Here is a 15,654-nt window from a genome sequence, read left to right on the forward strand (position 1 = left end):
CCGGACATCCAAAAGGATGCCCGGCGCTGTCTTATCCGTAGTGCGCGACCGGAGTGCCCGCGATGGCCGCCATGTTCAGCAACCCGCGCGCCGTTATCGAGGGCGTCACGATATGCGCCTTATTGCCCATCCCCATAAGGATCGGACCGACCTCAAGCCCGTCGGCCTTCATCTTGAGGATATTGCGGACTCCGCTGGCTGCGTCTGCATGGGCAAAAATCAGTACGTTGGCCGCCCCCTCAAGGCGCGAGTTCGGAAAGATCCGCGAACGCAGTTCGGGATCCAGTGCCACGTCCAAATTCATCTCGCCTTCGTAGGTAAAGTCGCGAGGTTCCGAATCGAGAATGTCCAACGCAGCGCGCAGGCGCTTGCCCGACCCTTCCGCCTGGTTGCCAAACTGAGATTGCGAGCAAAACGCGATCTTGGGTTCTATCCCGAACCGCCGTACATGGCGCGCTGCCCCAAGGGTGGCTTCGGCCAATTCCTCGGGCGTGGGCAGTTGCCGCACATGCGTATCGGCAATGAACAACGGGCCGTCCTCAAGGATCATCAGCGACAGTGCTCCGTGAGGTCTCAGATCGCCGTCGCCCAGCACTTGTTCGACATAGTTCAGGTGCCATCGGTATTCGCCGAATGTGCCGCAGATCATGCTGTCCGCTTCACCCCGATGAACCATGATCGCGCCAATCGCGGTGCTGTTTGTCCGCATGATCGCCTTGGCAAGGTCTGGCGTCACACCCCGGCGCTGCATGAGATCGTGGTATGAATTCCAGTAGTCATAATAGCGAGGGTCGTTTTCGGGGTTCACGATCTGCAAGTCCTCGCCGGGACGTACGGTCAGGCCCAGACGCTCGCATCGCGCGGCGATGACGTCAGGGCGTCCGATCAGGATTGGAGTCTCTGTCGTTTCCTCAAGGATGGCCTGAGCGGCACGCAGGACACGTTCATCCTCGCCCTCGGCAAATACGATGCGGCGGGACGCAGCGGCGGCGGCCTCAAAGACGGGTCGCATGATGAGGGCGGATTTGAAGACGGTCTGGTTCAGCCGCTCTTTATATGCCTCGATATCTTCGATGGGGCGTTTGGCGACCCCACTCTCCATTGCAGCCTTGGCGACAGACGAGGACACAACGCCAACCAGTCGGGGATCAAACGGTTTGGGGATCAGATAATCTGGCCCGAAGGTCAGTTGTTCGCCCTTGTACGCAGCGGCTGCTTCGGCGCTGGTGGTGGCGCGGGCCATCTCTGCAATCCCGTCCACACAAGCGATCTGCATTTCATCGTTGATCTCGGTCGCACCAACGTCCAGAGCGCCTCGGAAGATGAATGGGAAACACAGGACGTTGTTGACCTGATTGGGGAAATCGCTGCGGCCGGTGGCAATGATCGCATCGGGGGCAACCTCGCGGGCTGCATCGGGCAGAATCTCGGGCGTGGGGTTGGCTAGCGCGAAAATGATCGGACGGCTGGCCATTTTTGCCACCATTTCAGGTTTCAGCACGTTTGGTCCGCTGAGGCCCAGGAACAGGTCCGCTTCTCCGATCACGTCATCCAGAGTGCGCAGGTCAGATTTCTGCGCGAACTGGTCTTTGTGCGGGTTCATATCCTCGGCGCGGCCCTCGTAGACCAGCCCGTGAATATCGCACAGCCAGATATTCTCGCGCTTGACGCCCAGCTTGACCAACATGCTGAGACAGGCAATCCCCGCCGCTCCGCCGCCGGTTGAGACCACCTTGATGTCCTCGAATTTCTTGTCAGCCACGTGCAGGGCGTTCTTGGCGGCGGCCCCGACAACGATGGCAGTACCGTGCTGATCGTCGTGGAAAACAGGGATATTCATCCGTTCCCGGCACAGCTTTTCAACGATGAAACAGTCCGGCGCCTTGATGTCTTCCAGATTGATCGCGCCAAAGGTCGGTTCCAGCGCACAGACGATATCGGCCAGCTTTTCCGGGTCAGGCTGATCGACCTCGATGTCGAAACAGTCAATCCCTGCGAATTTCTTGAACAGGACGGCCTTGCCTTCCATCACGGGTTTGGAAGCCAACGCCCCGATATCGCCCAGCCCTAGAACGGCCGTGCCATTGGAGACCACGGCCACAAGATTTCCACGAGCCGTATAGAGTTCGGCATTTTCCGCGTTTGCTTTGATTTCAAGGCTGGCCTCGGCCACGCCGGGCGAGTAGGCGCGGGCCAGATCGCGGCCGTTGGCCATAGGTTTGGTCGCTTTGATCTCTAGCTTTCCGGGTTTCGGATGGGCGTGATAGTCAAGCGCGGCCTGCCGCAGGCTAGGTGTGTCAGACATCGGCGATTCATCTCCCTTCCGAAATTTGGTTGAGGGTTAAACTATTTTTTCCGGCTTGGCTACGTTGCGTCAATCTGCAACAGTTTTGAAACCTTGTATTGCCCGCTTGGTTGAAATCCGTCGCAAAGTGGTTACGTTCCGGCATCTGCGAAATCGTCGCAATCCTGTCTGGCACCAAAGGACACCCATGAGCTATAAAGACGAGTTTCAGGCCGGGAACGTTTTTCCTACGGAAAAAGTGTTCCTCGGTTCCGGGTGGATTGCGTTTCGGGCTGCGTTGGCTTTGGGCGCTGTTTTGCTCGGTGTCGCCGCCTTTTGGCCCGTCCAGAGTTCTACGCTCAATCAGGAAGGCGGCTTGATCGAGACTTTGTCCGCCGCGGCGCTTTTCTCTGCGGGTCTTGCTGCGTTCTACCGCTTTCCCGGTATCAAGCGGATGTATATCGGGCTGGTCTGCCTGCTATTGGCAGAAAGAGAACTGGATGCCGACATATACCCCGTAGGCAGTATGCCGTTTGAGGTTCTGACTGGTCTGGATGCTGCGCTTGATATGACCGCCGTCAGAATAGCATTGGGTTTGATCGTTCTGGGTGGGTTGGTCTGGCATGGCATACCAAACGCGTTTCGTGCTGCTAGAGATCGCGCGCCGTTTCTTGTGATTTTCGTGCTGGCGGGCACCTGTGCAGTCGTCGCCCAAGGGCTTGAGGAAGTATCTTTCGTCTACCGAGAGGTGTTTTCCGGCATCATGATGGTACGGTTTTTCGTGCTTGAAGAAATGCTCGAGATGTTCTTTTCGATTGGCATTTTGGCCTCCGTTCTGATCGGATGGCCCAAAGCTGAAATCGATGGGACATTGAATGACGGACAGCCCCAACCAGACCCGCGCTGAATTTCGACTGCCGACGCAGGAACTGCGCGACGACATCCCCTTTTTTACCAAGGTTCTGGGTATGCGGATGGATATGATCTATCCCGCTGATGATCCGCGTATCGCAGTGTTTTCAGGGCACGGGTTGCGACTTCGGATTGAAAAGGATGCACCGGAAAGTCCGGGGACACTGCGTATTCTGACCGATGATCCTGACGGGTTTGCCGATGGTCAGCGCTCATTGATCGCCCCGAACGGTACGCGGGTCGAGATCGAAGAACTCAACCCTCCGATGGTGATGCCGGATACGGTTCATTCGTTTGTGGTGCGGCGGCTCAAGGATCAGGCGCCGTGGATTATTGGGCGCGCTGGGATGCATTACCGCGATCTGGTGCCCGACCGTTTGGGTGGGTCGATCATTGCCAGCCATATTCGGATACCGGATGGCGGGCCGGTGCCGGACATGGTGCATTTCCACAAGGTCGGGTTTCAGTTGATCTTCTGCATCCACGGCTGGGTGGACGTGGTCTACGAGGATCAGGGCGACAAGATGCGACTGACAGCCGGCGATTGCTTTATCCAGCCGCCGGAAATTCGCCATCGCGTGCTCGAAGCATCAGACAACGTGCAAGTGATCGAGATCGGTGTGCCAGCCGAGCACGTCACCGAGATTGACCACGACATGACACTCCCCACCCCGCACCTCCGTCCAGACCGGGAATGGCAGGGCCAGAAGTTCGTCTTTAACCGGGCCGAGGGTGCAGAATGGGGGGCGTTCCGGCTGCCGGGCTATGTTTGCCGGGATACCACGATTGCCGAAAACACCAAGGGTGTGGCCGGGGTGCAGGTGGTGCGCAAAGGGCAGGGCGAGCCGGCTTGGGCAACGCACGATACCGACATTCACTTTACGTTCGTCATGAACGGCGAAGTCACCCTTGAGGGCGAAGGGCGCGATCCGTACCGGTTGGAGCAGGGGGACGCTTTTGTCATCCCACCCGGCATGCGCACCCGATTGGCCGACCCGTCGGATGACGTCGAACTGTTGGAGGTCACGCTGCCGGGTGTCTTTAACACGGCGCTGGACTAACCGATTTGGTTCAGGAAATCTGCGCTTGGGGCTTCAATTCCCCGAGTGCATTCCTTTAGGGTATTACTTTCTGACCAGATGATCAAAAATTGGGGATTCGCCATGACATTGAAAGACGCAGCACTTTCGGTTCGGGAAAACGCATACGCGCCCTATTCCAACTTTAAGGTCGGCGCGGCGATCCGGTCGGACTCGGGTCAGGTCTATGCCGGGTGCAATGTTGAAAACGTGGCCTATCCCGAAGGCACCTGTGCCGAAGCCGGTGCGATCGCTGCCATGGTCGCCGCAGGTGAGCAGGGCTTGACCGAAGTGTATGTGGTGGCCTCGTCCCCTCAGCCTGTGCCGCCTTGCGGGGGATGCAGGCAAAAGCTGGCTGAATTCGGCAAGCGAGACGTCAAGGTGACATTGGCCAGCGTGGACGGCGCCGAATTGGTAACAACGATCGGTGACCTTTTGCCCGGTGCGTTCGACGCATCGCATATGGAGGATGTCTGATCGCATGGACGCCCGTTCGATTATCGCAAAGTTGCGCCGGTCTGAGGTTCCAACGGCTGCCGAGTTGAACTGGTTTGCGCAGGGGCTTGCGGATGGCGGGGTCAGTGACGCGCAGGCCGGAGCCTTTGCAATGGCTGTCTGCATGGGCGGGCTTGGTGCACAGGGACGGGCCGATCTGACCGTCGCGATGCGTGACAGCGGCGAGGTTCTGACGTGGGACGTTGACGGCCCGGTGATCGATAAACACTCGACCGGGGGGGTGGGCGACAGTGTCAGTCTGGTGCTGGCCCCGGCGCTGGCCGAATTGGGCGCTTTTGTTCCCATGATCTCGGGACGTGGGCTGGGCCATACCGGAGGAACGCTGGACAAGCTCGAAGCCATCCCCGGTGTTTCCACGCAGATCGGGCAGGATCGACTGGCCCAGATATTGCGTGATGAGGGGGCGGCCATCGTCGGCGCGACGGGGCAGATCGCCCCAGCGGACAAGCGGCTTTACGCGATCCGGGATGTTACCGCGACGGTGGAAAGCCTTGATCTGATCACCGCTTCGATCCTGTCCAAAAAACTGGCGGCCAGCCCGGACGCTCTGGTTCTGGACGTCAAGGTTGGCAGCGGCGCATTCATGAAAACGCATGAGGACGCGCGCAAACTAGCGAAGGCATTGACCGAGACAGCCAATGCCGCCGGGTGCCGGACATCGGCCGTGATCACGGATATGAACCAGCCCTTAGCCCCGGCACTGGGGAATGCGTTGGAAATCTGCGAGGTCATGAAGGTTCTGACCGGCGGGCAGAATGCACCTCTGGTCGAGATATCGGCAGAACTGGGCGGTGTTCTGCTGGTTGATGCCGGAATGGTCTCAACACTGGATGAAGGGCGCGACAAGGTCGCCGAGGTTATCCGCAATGGCCGCGCCGCGGAACGGTTCGGGCGCATGGTGGCTGCTGTTGGCGGCCCGTTGCACTTTGTCGAAAACTGGTCGCGCTACTTGCCCGAAGCCAGCGTTATTCTCGAGGTTCCGGCACCTTCCAGCGGATATGTCACCGCAATGGACGGTGAGGCGCTGGGCCTTGCCGTTGTTGCGCTGGGCGGTGGCCGACAGGTCGAGGATGACGTGATCGACCCGGCTGTTGGCATTTCCGATATCGTGCGATTGGGCAGCAAGATCGACAAGGGCGCGCCCTTGGCCGTGATCCACGCCGCCCGCGAGGATGCGGCGCGACAGGCCGCGCAATCGGTCTTGCGCGCGATCAGCCTTGGCCCTGAAAGCCCGTCGCTTTCGGGTATCGTGCACGAAAGGATCACAGCATGAGCCGAGCATTTCTGGTCGTCATGGACTCGGTTGGCATCGGTGGGGCACCGGACGCGGATCGGTTCTATAACGGTGACGTGCCGGATACCGGAGCAAACACGCTGGCCCATATTGCGCAGGCCTGCGCCGAGGGCTGGGCCGAGGAAGGGCGGTCTGGGCCGCTGCGCCTGCCGAACTTAGACGCATTGGGGCTGGGGGCGGCCACTCGGCTGGCCTCTGGCGATGAAACGCCGGGATTGCAGGCCGAGCCAATCGGTCTTTGGGGCTGCGCGCGCGAGCATTCGCGAGGCAAGGACACACCGTCAGGGCACTGGGAACTGGCGGGCCTTCCCGTACCTTGGGACTGGCACTATTTCCCGGATACAATCCCCAGTTTTCCCAATGATCTGAGCCATGCTGCCGCACAAGCGGCTGGAACAGAAGGGATTTTGGGCGATTGCCATGCCTCGGGCACGGCGATCATCGCGGAATTGGGGGCCGAGCATATGCGAACCGGTTGGCCGATCTGCTACACGTCGGCAGACAGCGTCTTTCAGATCGCCGCCCATGAAGAAAGTTTTGGTCTTGAGCGTCTTTTGGACATGTGCCGTGCGCTTGCGCCTCGGCTGCACGAGATGAGGGTTGGGCGCGTGATCGCCCGTCCCTTTATCGGCTCACCGGACACGGGCTTTACCCGCACAACCAACCGCAAGGATTTTGCCATCCTACCGCCTGCGCCGGTTCTGACGAATTGGGTTCAGGACGCGGGGCGGCGGGTGCATGCGGTGGGCAAGATCGGCGACATCTTCTCGATGCAGGGGATTGATACGCTGCGCAAGGGCTCGGATGCGGAACTGATGGGGCACCTGTCCGACCTGGTGGACGAGGCCGAAGAGGGCGGCCTGACCTTTGCCAATTTCGTCGAGTTTGACAGCCTTTTTGGTCACCGCCGGGATATCAGCGGCTATGCCCGTGCGTTGGAGTGGTTTGATCGTGAGATCGGCGCCCTTCTTTCGCGCCTGCGCCCCAGAGATATGATGCTGTTGACCGCAGATCACGGAAATGATCCAAGCTGGATCGGAACGGACCACACACGTGAACAAGTGCCGGTGCTGATCGCCGGACTGGGCGCGGGTGAAATCGGAGCCGTCAATTTCGCTGATATCGCCGCAAGTATTGCGACCCATTTGAACATTCCGGCCCAAGGGCCGGGACGGAGTTTTCTATGACCGTAGCAGACCTGCCAAAGATCGAACTGCATCTGCATCACGAAGGCGCGGCGCCGCCCGCCTTTATCCGACAGTTGGCCCATGAAAAACGCATCGACCTGAGCGGGATTTTCAAGCCGGACGGCAGCTATGATTTCCGGGACTTCGCGCATTTCCTCAGCGTGTACGAGGCAGCCTGCGAAGTGCTGAAATCGCCCGAGGATTTTCGACGGCTTACGCTGGCGATCCTTGAGGAAAGTGCAGCGAACGGGGTCGTTTACTCGGAAACCTTCCTTAGCCCCGACTTCTGTGGCGGCGGAGACCTGCATGCCTGGCGCGACTACCTGAATGCCATTCAGGACGCCGCGGATGAGGCCGAACGGAAATACGATATCACTCTGCGCGGTGTCGTGACTTGTGTGCGTCATTTCGGGGCGGAACAGGCCAAGGTCAGCGCCCGGTGCGCTGCGGAAACTGCTGGGCACTGGATCACCGGCTTTGGAATGGGCGGCAACGAATCCGTTGGAACGCAGGGAGATTACAAGTGGGCCTTTGACTGCGCGCGCGAGGCCGGGTTACGTCTGACCACTCATGCGGGTGAATTCGGCGGCCCCGAAAGCGTTAGGGACGCCATCCGGGAACTGGGCGTAGAGCGTGTCGGCCATGGGGTTCGCGCGCACGAAGACCCCGATCTTGTCCATGAACTGGTGGATCGCGAGGTGACGCTTGAGGTCTGCCCCGGCTCGAACGTGGTTCTTGGGCTGTTCCCCGAGTTTTCGGCCCACCCAATCGCAAATCTGCGGGACGCTGGTGTTAAAGTGACGGTTTCAACCGACGATCCCCCGTTTTTCCATACCACAATGCGACGGGAATATGAGATGCTGGCCAAAGCCTTCGGCTGGACAGCCGACGATTTTGCAGCCCTGAATGAAACGGCCCTGACAGCGGCCTTTTGCGATGAAGAGACCCGCGCACGGGTCAAGAAAAGACTGGAGAGATCATGAGCGAACACCTGACCGTCGTCGACCACCCGCTGGTTCAGCACAAACTGACGCTCATGCGGGACAAGGGCACATCGACCGCCGTTTTCCGCCAACTGCTACGCGAGATTACGCTGCTGCTGGCCTATGAGATCACGCGCGAGATGCCCCTGACCACCCGACACATCGAAACCCCGATGGAGGAGATGGACGCCCCGATACTGGCAGGTAAGAAACTGGCGCTGGTGTCCATCCTGCGGGCTGGTAACGGCATGCTGGATGGTGTGCTGGAACTGGTCCCATCGGCCCGCGTGGGATTTGTAGGCCTCTACCGGGATGAAGAAACGCTGAAACCTGTTCAGTACTACTTCAAAGCGCCCGAAGGATTGAAAGACCGCCTTGTGATCGCCGTCGATCCGATGCTGGCCACGGGCAACAGCTCGGCCGCAGCGATCGACCTGCTGAAAGAGGCGGGCGCCACCGATATCCGGTTCCTATGCCTGTTGGCAGCCCCTGAAGGTGTTGCGCGTATGAAAGAGGCGCACCCCGATGTTCACATCGTGACCGCCTCGCTGGATCGCGAGCTGAACTCCAAAGGCTATATCATGCCGGGTCTCGGTGACGCCGGGGACCGGATGTTCGGCACCAAATAAGCGGTCTACTCTCCGCAGATGTTCTGAAGCCGGACCCAATCGCGGTCCGGCAATACCTGTTGCAAAGGTCGTCCCGCCATCGGGTCGGCCTCGATCAAGCCAAGAACAGTCTCGCCTGTCACGTCCATCGCATAGGCATACGGTGTCGAGGGAAGGGCGACTTGCGCAAAAAGCTCAAGCAGGTCGTCGTCCGACAATGTCGGGCGCGGCTCTGACAAGACTTGCTCGGTATAGGTATCGACGATCTCGGGTGTCAGCTCTCCGGTCGTGAGAAGACGAAAGGCAGAGCGTGCTCCGGTTCGGTCCAGAAGATCGTCCAGTGGATCCTGCGCCGCGGCCTGCGCGCGCTCGGCGATGATATAGCCTGCCGCGACCGAGGGGTCTTCGTGATCCTCGACCAATGACCGGTTCAGAAGGATGATCCCTCCGGGCAGGCTGAGGCTGCTTTGCACGCCCGCTGGCAGGATAACAACGCTGCGAACCCCCGTCCGCTCTGCCAATCGGTCCAGTGCGTCCTGTGCATCCGCTGAGGTGCAAGCCTGCCCAGATACCCTTTCGATCCGGTTCAGGATGGCGTCGCCGATGTCCTGCCTTTTGATCTCTGGCACCACAGACACAACGTGGTTTTGCAAGGCCGCCGGTACCCATAGCAGCAAAAGCGCAAGTACCGCCCCGACAACGCCCACAACGCTCAGCCAGCGCAGCCGCCCCGGATGTGGCCGCGCGCGGTCGATTGCGCGTTGCAGGCGGTCGATGGCCTCGATCATCGTGGTTTCGGATTCTGCCAGCTCCAGCGTTTCTTCCGGGTCTCCATCGGGGTTGAATATCGCGGGAAAGCTGCCGGGATTCTGCCGCTCTAGCGCGGCCAGTGACCAATGTGTCAGGGCGCGGTCATTGAAATCCGAAATCGTCAGGGTCGCTTCGCCAATCGAAACCACGACCTCGCGCCGTTGCACATCGGGCGAGGGACGCCACAGACCGGTAGCTTCGATCCGTTGGTACTGTTTCAATGCCGTCATCAAGGTGAGGTCTGCTCGTTTATTATTTGAACTTAGTTTAGCACGCTAAAATCCAATGGCGCAAACCTGTTGCACGTCAATTGGGAATTGTGCTGGATATCACGACGCGCGGGGAAAACTTCGCGGTCGGGATCAGTGTCGGGGCGGCAGATGCAGTCAGAAGCGCAGACATCACCAATACTCGCGTCGATACTGATGATCAGCGCCATGGCGATTATCGGGGTGATCGACAATGTGGTGGTATTGTTGGCCGAAACGATCGGATTGTGGCAGTTCCACCTAAGCCGTTCTTTGCTGATGTTGCCGCTGATTGCCGGGCTGTCGCTGATGGGGCTGGGCAGCTTGCGCCCGAAACGGCTGGGGCCGGTTGTTCTGCGCAGTGTTCTGATCACCCTGGCCATGTTGTTCTACTTTTCGTCATTGGCGCTGATGCCGATTGCCCAAGCGCTTGCGGGATTGTTCACGTCACCGATCTTCGTGCTTTTGATCTCGGCCCTGTGGCTGAAACAGACCATCGGGCCGTGGCGTATCTTTGCGGTCATCCTTGGGTTTTGCGGTATCTTATGCGTCTTGCAGCCGAATCCGTATGAGTTTGACACGTTGAGCTTGCTGCCTGTTGCAGGGGGCTTGTTCTATGCCCTGAGCGCCATAATCACGCGCAGCCATTGCTCTGAGGAAAGTACTGTTTCGCTATTGGCGGCCATGGTCATCACCTTGGGGATGGCCGGGGCAATCGGGCTTGTAGTCCTGTCCGTTTTTCCGCTGGAGTCAGCCGCCGGAGCGCAAGGCTTTGCGACCCGCGGTTGGGAACCCAATATGATGCCTGCCGTCCCTTGGATTTTGTTGCAGGCCGGAGGGTCAACGATTGCCGTTTTTATGCTGATCAAGTCATACCAGATCGGCGAGCCGTCATATGTCGCGGTCTTTGAATACTCGGTTATGGTCTTTGGGCCTCTCTTTGCATGGTTCGCGTTCGGTCAAACAATCGGAATGTTGCAGACGGTGGGAATTGGCCTGATCGCCACGGCTGGGGCATTGTTGGGGTGGCGCGCCTCGCGCGAAGCGGTGCGAAAGGTGGCGGCGTGATTATTTCGCGCGAGCGGCGCTATGTTTTCGTCCACATTCCCAAAACAGGGGGGACATCGCTCTCGCTGGCGCTGGAACAGCGTGCGATGAAAGATGACATTTTGTTGGGGGACACACCCAAAGCCAAGAGGCGTCGCAATCGGGCCAAATCGCTATCTGCCCGTGGGCGGCTGTGGAAACACTCGACACTTGCGGATATCGACGGTGTTCTGACAGCCGACGACCTGAAGGATATGTTTACCTTCACGCTGGTACGCAATCCATGGGACCGAATGGTCAGTTATTTTCACTGGTTGCAGGATCAGGATTTTGATCATCCTGCGGTCTCGCTGGCCAAGGCGCTGCCTTTTGAAGACTTCGTCTTGCACCCCGCAACATTGCGATCATTTCACAACCATCCAGCGCGCCAATACATGACCACGGCAGAGGGGCGGGAGTGTTGCCGGGCCTACATTCGGCTGGAACATTTTGAGCAGGATGCAGAACCATTATTTGCGCATCTTGGATTTCGGTTCGATCTGCCGCGCCTGAACCCGTCTCTGCGTTCCGAAGGGTATAGGCAATACTACTCAGACCGCACCGCGTCGGCTATTGCGCGTGCCTGCACGGAAGATATCGACCGGTTTGGGTACCAGTTCGACCCGCCGTCCTGATCGCGAATTCAAACAATATTTGAGAGGGTTGCGCGGTGAAGCTCAGCAGCAAGATAGGTGCGGGCTTCACAGAAAGTGGAAAGCTGGCGCATAGGATCATGCGCCAGCTTTTTTCGTTTAGGCAGCTTTGGCTTCGGGGTCGAAGCGGCCATAGAAGGTCTGGCCTTTTTCAGCCATCTCACGCAGCAGCGGCGGGCAAGAGAAACGCTCGCCATATTTGGCGGCCAGCTGGTCGCAACGCTCGGCGGCGTAAGGCGTGCCGATGATGTCAACCCAGCTGAGCGGGCCACCGGACCACGGCGCAAAGCCCCAGGCCAGGATCGCGCCCACATCGGCTTCACGGATGTCTTCCACAACGCCTTCTTCCAGCGCGCGGACGGCTTCCAGAACCTGTGCGAACATCAGACGTTCCTGAACCTCGATCAGGTCGGGCTGCTCGACGGCCAGCGGATATTTGTCCTGCAGACCTTTCCAGTAGCCCAGGCGCTTGCCTTTTTCGTCATAGTCGAAGAAGCCTGCATTGGCCTTGCGACCCAGACGTCCCTGTTCTTCCATCCAGAAGATCAGATCATCCGCCGAGCTTTCGGGATAAGCATCGCCCATCGCGGCCTTGGTCGCCCGGGCAATCTTGGCACCCAGATCAATCGAGGTCTCGTCCGTCAGGTTGATCGGACCCACCGGGAAGCCCAGTTGACGGGCCGCGTTGTCGATCAGAACAGCGCTGACGCCTTCGGTGATCATCCGCGCGCCTTCGTTGACGTAAGGAATGATGCAGCGGTTGCAGTAGAAGAACCGCGCGTCATTGACCACGATCGGCGTCTTGCGGATCTGGCGCACATAGTCCAGCGCCTTGGCGACCGCGCGATCCCCGGTTTCCTTGCCCTTGATGATCTCGACAAGGAACATCTTCTCGACCGGCGAGAAGAAGTGGATGCCGATGAACTGCTCAGGCCGCGCACTCGCCTTGGCCAGATCGGTGATCGGCAGGGTCGACGTGTTCGACGCAAAGATGCAATCCTCGGGGATGATCGCTTCGACCTTCTTGGTCATCTCGGCCTTGACACCCGGATCCTCGAAGACGGCCTCGATGATCAGATCACAACCTTGCAGTTGCTCAAGCTCGGGCGTCGCGGTGATGCGGCCCAGCATGGCTTCTTTCTTTTCGGCTGTGACCTTGCCGCGCTTCATTCCTTTGTCCAGATACGCTTCGGTGTAGGCTTTGCCCTTGTCGGCGGCAGCTTGATCACGGTCGATCAGCACAACCTCCATCCCGGCCTGCGCCGAAACCAGAGCGATACCGGCGCCCATCATGCCTGCGCCCAGAACGCCGATCTTCTTGACCGACTGATCCGGAATACCCGCAGGACGCACAGCGCCTTTTTCCAGAGCTTCCTTGTTCAGGAACAACGAGCGGATCATCGCGCCCGATGACGGGTTCAACAGGACGGTTGTGAACCAGCGGGCTTCGATGCGAATGGCGGTGTCGAAGTCAACCAGCGCGCCTTCATAGACCGCGCTTAGCAGAGCCTTGGCCGCAGGGAAGGCGCCTTGGGTCTTGCCGTGCACCATCGCGGCGGCACCGACGAAGTTCGGGAAACCAGCCGGGCTGAACGGAGCGCCGCCGGGCATCTTGTACCCCTTGGCATCCCAAGGTTTAACCAGGTCGGCGTCCTTCGCGTTCAGAACCCACTCTTTGGCTGCGGCCATCGGATCGGCTGCGATCTCGTCGACATAACCGGCACCCTTGGCTTTCTTGACGTCCAGCAGCTTACCTTCCAGCAGCAAAGGTGCAGCAGCAATCGCGCCAACTTTGCGGACCATCCGGGTTGTACCGCCCGCGCCGGGGAAGATACCGATCAGAATTTCGGGCAGACCGTATTTGGCCTTGGGGTTTTCACCCGCAAAGATACGGTGTGTGGACAGGGGCAGCTCCATGCCGATCCCTGCGGCAGTGCCGGGCAGAACGGTCGCAATCGGCTTGCCGCCCTTTTTGGTCTTGGGGTCCATGCCTGCCAGTTCGATTTTGCGCAGCAGGGCGTGAATGTTCATCGTGCCCTCAAACAGACCCCTGGCTGGATCATCACCGGCCTGTTCTTTCATGACGGCCAGAAGGTTCAGGTCCATTCCGCCGGCGAAAGAGCCTTCTTTGCCGCTTGTGATGATGACGCCCTTGATCTCGTCATCGGCCAATGCCTGATCGATGCAGTCGTTCAATTGCGACAGCCCGTCATAGGACATCACGTTCATTGATTTACCGGGAACATCCCAGGTGATTGTTGCGACGCCATCTGCGTCTTTGCTGAGCGTAAACTCGGTCATCCGTCGTCTCCAATCTGGTCAGCCGTCAGGGGGCTGCCGTCTTTACGGGTGAAGGAAAATCCGTTCTCGTCATCCTTCACCATCATGTCGATATCGCTGTAATAGCCGGTCTCGGTCGGGGTCCGCGTGCCCACCACCAAAAAGGTCGCGGGCGCATCGGTATTGTTCACAAGCTGGTGTCCGTTAGGCTCACCAGCCGGGAAAGCGGCGCAGTCGCCGGGCTGCATCTCATGCTCACCATCGTCGTCGATCAGGGTGCAGGTGCCGGTCAGCACAATGGCGAACTCGTCCTGCTCCATGTGGTAGTGACGCAACGAGGATTGCCCCGCCGGCTCCAACCGCACGATGTTGACCCCGTATTGGGTCAGCCCGCCCGCATCACCGATGCGCTGTACGAAACGACCCGCGGTCGCCTCGGCCAGCTTGCCGGGATAGGCCGAGCCGCCCTGAAACGGGATCTGAGTGAGATCCAGCTTGGGCATTAGACCCGCTCGATGATCGTGGCCGCACCCATGCCGGACGCCACACACAGGGTCGCCAGACCGGTTTCCTTGTCTTGGCGCTCCAGCTCGTCCAGCAGGGTGCCGATGATGATCGCACCGGTTGCGCCCAGCGGGTGACCCATCGCGATCGAGCCGCCGTTGACGTTGACCAGCTCGGGATCGACATCAAACGCCTGCTGGAAGCGCAGAACCACCGAGGCGAAAGCTTCGTTGACTTCAAACAGATCCATGTCAGAGATCGCCATGCCGGTATCGGCCAGAATTTTCTCAGTGACGGGCACGGGGCCGGTCAGCATGATGGTCGGGTCCAGACCGATCTTGGCGGTGCCTTTGATGCGTGCGCGCGGCTTGATGCCGTGCTTTTCACCAAATTCCTTGTTGCCGATCAGAACAGCCGCAGCCCCGTCCACGATGCCCGAGCTGTTGCCCGCGTGGTGGATGTGGTTGATCTTTTCCAGGTGCGGGTACTTCAGCAGCGCGACCTTGTCGAAACCGGGCATCTGTTCGCCCATCATCTGAAAGGCGGGGTTCAGGCTGCCGAGGCTCTGCATGTCGGTGCCGGGGCGCATGTACTCGTCGCGGTCCAGAATGGTCAGGCCGTTGCGGTCCTTGACCGAGATGACCGATTTCTCGAACCGGTTTTCTTCCCATGCCTTCGCTGCACGACGCTGCGATTCCATCGCCAGCTGATCGGCCTGATCACGGGTAAAGCCGTATTCGGTCGCGATGATGTCCGAGGAAATCCCCTGCGGCACGAAATAGGTGTCCATTGCCACCGAAGGATCAACAGCGATCGCAGCGCCGTCCGAACCCATTGCCACGCGGCCCATCATCTCGACGCCGCCAGCGATATAGCCGTCACCGGCACCGCCTTTGACCTGGTTGGCGGCCAGGTTTACGGCCTCCATGCCCGAGGCGCAGAAACGGTTGATCGACAGGCCGGGGATACGCTCGTCCAGGTCCGAGGCCAGAACCGAAGTCCGGGCCAGACAGCCGCCTTGTTCCATTACTTGCGTGGCGTTGCCCCAGATCACGTCTTCGACGGCGTGCCCTTCGAGGTTGTTCCGCTCTTTCATTGCGTTCAGGGCAACGGCCGACAGGCGCACCGAGGTCACCTCGTGCAGGCTGCCATCCTTGCGGCCCTTGCCGCGCGGGGTGCGCAGGGCGTCATAGATATAAGCTTCGGTCAT

Annotated in this window: 14 protein-coding genes; 9 read left to right on the forward strand and 5 right to left on the reverse strand. The window is 59.5% G+C overall.

What is annotated here, in order from left to right; genetic code table 11:
- Positions 1-31 precede the first annotated feature (31 nt).
- A complete protein-coding gene (locus ACR0KS_RS06380; RefSeq protein ID WP_170565376.1) occupies positions 32-2,305 on the reverse strand; it encodes an NADP-dependent malic enzyme in 2,274 nt (757 codons plus the stop codon).
- A 187-nt stretch (positions 2,306-2,492) separates the two neighbouring features.
- On the opposite strand from ACR0KS_RS06380, the gene ACR0KS_RS06385 reads away from it, so the two are divergent.
- From ACR0KS_RS06385 to upp, 7 genes are all read left to right on the forward strand, one after another.
- Complete coding sequence (locus ACR0KS_RS06385) at positions 2,493-3,191, forward strand: hypothetical protein (protein ID WP_170565373.1); 699 nt, start codon at positions 2,493-2,495, stop codon at positions 3,189-3,191.
- Positions 3,160-4,257, forward strand: coding sequence for a cupin domain-containing protein (locus ACR0KS_RS06390; protein WP_170565370.1), 1,098 nt, complete (start codon positions 3,160-3,162; stop codon positions 4,255-4,257). The genes ACR0KS_RS06385 and ACR0KS_RS06390 overlap by 32 nt, the downstream gene beginning before the upstream one ends.
- Positions 4,258-4,359: 102 nt before the next feature.
- Positions 4,360-4,752: a cytidine deaminase gene (locus tag ACR0KS_RS06395; protein ID WP_170565366.1), complete on the forward strand. Its 393-nt coding sequence runs from the start codon at positions 4,360-4,362 to the stop codon at positions 4,750-4,752.
- Positions 4,753-4,756: 4 nt separating this feature from the next.
- Positions 4,757-6,064 (forward strand): thymidine phosphorylase, encoded by a 1,308-nt coding sequence (locus ACR0KS_RS06400; RefSeq protein ID WP_170565964.1) that lies wholly within the window; start codon positions 4,757-4,759, stop codon positions 6,062-6,064.
- Positions 6,061-7,272, forward strand: coding sequence for a phosphopentomutase (locus ACR0KS_RS06405; protein ID WP_170565364.1), 1,212 nt, complete (start codon positions 6,061-6,063; stop codon positions 7,270-7,272). The genes ACR0KS_RS06400 and ACR0KS_RS06405 overlap by 4 nt, the downstream gene beginning before the upstream one ends.
- Entirely contained in the window at positions 7,269-8,255 is a 987-nt protein-coding gene (locus tag ACR0KS_RS06410; RefSeq protein WP_170484722.1) for an adenosine deaminase, read from the forward strand. Before ACR0KS_RS06405 ends, ACR0KS_RS06410 begins: the two co-directional genes overlap by 4 nt.
- Positions 8,252-8,884, forward strand: a complete 633-nt coding sequence (gene upp / locus ACR0KS_RS06415; protein WP_170382313.1) for a uracil phosphoribosyltransferase — start codon at positions 8,252-8,254, stop codon at positions 8,882-8,884. The genes ACR0KS_RS06410 and upp overlap by 4 nt, the downstream gene beginning before the upstream one ends.
- A gap of 5 nt (positions 8,885-8,889) precedes the next feature.
- Here upp and ACR0KS_RS06420 read toward each other — a convergent pair whose 3' ends face one another.
- Complete coding sequence (locus tag ACR0KS_RS06420) at positions 8,890-9,903, reverse strand: hypothetical protein (protein WP_170565361.1); 1,014 nt, start codon at positions 9,901-9,903, stop codon at positions 8,890-8,892.
- A 150-nt stretch (positions 9,904-10,053) separates the two neighbouring features.
- Between ACR0KS_RS06420 and ACR0KS_RS06425 the strand changes: the two genes are divergently transcribed.
- Both ACR0KS_RS06425 and ACR0KS_RS06430 read left to right on the forward strand, forming a co-directional pair.
- The gene (locus tag ACR0KS_RS06425) at positions 10,054-10,989 is read left to right on the forward strand and encodes a DMT family transporter (RefSeq protein WP_170565358.1); all 936 of its coding nucleotides are present in this window, start codon (positions 10,054-10,056) and stop codon (positions 10,987-10,989) included.
- On the forward strand, positions 10,986-11,642 hold the full coding sequence (locus ACR0KS_RS06430) for a sulfotransferase family 2 domain-containing protein (protein ID WP_170565355.1): 657 nt from the start codon (positions 10,986-10,988) through the stop codon (positions 11,640-11,642). The genes ACR0KS_RS06425 and ACR0KS_RS06430 overlap by 4 nt, the downstream gene beginning before the upstream one ends.
- 117 nt (positions 11,643-11,759) lie before the next feature.
- Here the strand turns inward: ACR0KS_RS06430 and ACR0KS_RS06435 are convergent, their stop codons facing one another.
- The 3 genes from ACR0KS_RS06435 to ACR0KS_RS06445 are packed head-to-tail and all read right to left on the reverse strand — an operon-like array spanning position 11,760 to position 15,654.
- The gene (locus tag ACR0KS_RS06435) at positions 11,760-13,961 is read right to left on the reverse strand and encodes a 3-hydroxyacyl-CoA dehydrogenase NAD-binding domain-containing protein (protein ID WP_170565351.1); all 2,202 of its coding nucleotides are present in this window, start codon (positions 13,959-13,961) and stop codon (positions 11,760-11,762) included.
- The gene (locus ACR0KS_RS06440; RefSeq protein ID WP_170382322.1) at positions 13,958-14,443 is read right to left on the reverse strand and encodes a cupin domain-containing protein; all 486 of its coding nucleotides are present in this window, start codon (positions 14,441-14,443) and stop codon (positions 13,958-13,960) included. Before ACR0KS_RS06440 ends, ACR0KS_RS06435 begins: the two co-directional genes overlap by 4 nt.
- A complete protein-coding gene (locus ACR0KS_RS06445) occupies positions 14,443-15,654 on the reverse strand; it encodes an acetyl-CoA C-acetyltransferase (protein WP_170382324.1) in 1,212 nt (403 codons plus the stop codon). Before ACR0KS_RS06445 ends, ACR0KS_RS06440 begins: the two co-directional genes overlap by 1 nt.

The organism is Ruegeria sp. BC7, from assembly GCF_056539165.1.

Coding starts and splice junctions, on each gene's coding strand:
- ACR0KS_RS06380 (WP_170565376.1), bottom strand. CDS start 2,305: ATGTCTGACACACCTAGCCTGCGGCAGGCCGCGCTTGACTATCACGCC.
- ACR0KS_RS06385 (WP_170565373.1), top strand. CDS start 2,493: ATGAGCTATAAAGACGAGTTTCAGGCCGGGAACGTTTTTCCTACGGAA.
- ACR0KS_RS06390 (WP_170565370.1), top strand. CDS start 3,160: ATGACGGACAGCCCCAACCAGACCCGCGCTGAATTTCGACTGCCGACG.
- ACR0KS_RS06395 (WP_170565366.1), top strand. CDS start 4,360: ATGACATTGAAAGACGCAGCACTTTCGGTTCGGGAAAACGCATACGCG.
- ACR0KS_RS06400 (WP_170565964.1), top strand. CDS start 4,757: ATGGACGCCCGTTCGATTATCGCAAAGTTGCGCCGGTCTGAGGTTCCA.
- ACR0KS_RS06405 (WP_170565364.1), top strand. CDS start 6,061: ATGAGCCGAGCATTTCTGGTCGTCATGGACTCGGTTGGCATCGGTGGG.
- ACR0KS_RS06410 (WP_170484722.1), top strand. CDS start 7,269: ATGACCGTAGCAGACCTGCCAAAGATCGAACTGCATCTGCATCACGAA.
- upp (WP_170382313.1), top strand. CDS start 8,252: ATGAGCGAACACCTGACCGTCGTCGACCACCCGCTGGTTCAGCACAAA.
- ACR0KS_RS06420 (WP_170565361.1), bottom strand. CDS start 9,903: ATGACGGCATTGAAACAGTACCAACGGATCGAAGCTACCGGTCTGTGG.
- ACR0KS_RS06425 (WP_170565358.1), top strand. CDS start 10,054: ATGCAGTCAGAAGCGCAGACATCACCAATACTCGCGTCGATACTGATG.
- ACR0KS_RS06435 (WP_170565351.1), bottom strand. CDS start 13,961: ATGACCGAGTTTACGCTCAGCAAAGACGCAGATGGCGTCGCAACAATC.
- ACR0KS_RS06440 (WP_170382322.1), bottom strand. CDS start 14,443: ATGCCCAAGCTGGATCTCACTCAGATCCCGTTTCAGGGCGGCTCGGCC.
- ACR0KS_RS06445 (WP_170382324.1), bottom strand. CDS start 15,654: ATGACCGAAGCTTATATCTATGACGCCCTGCGCACCCCGCGCGGCAAG.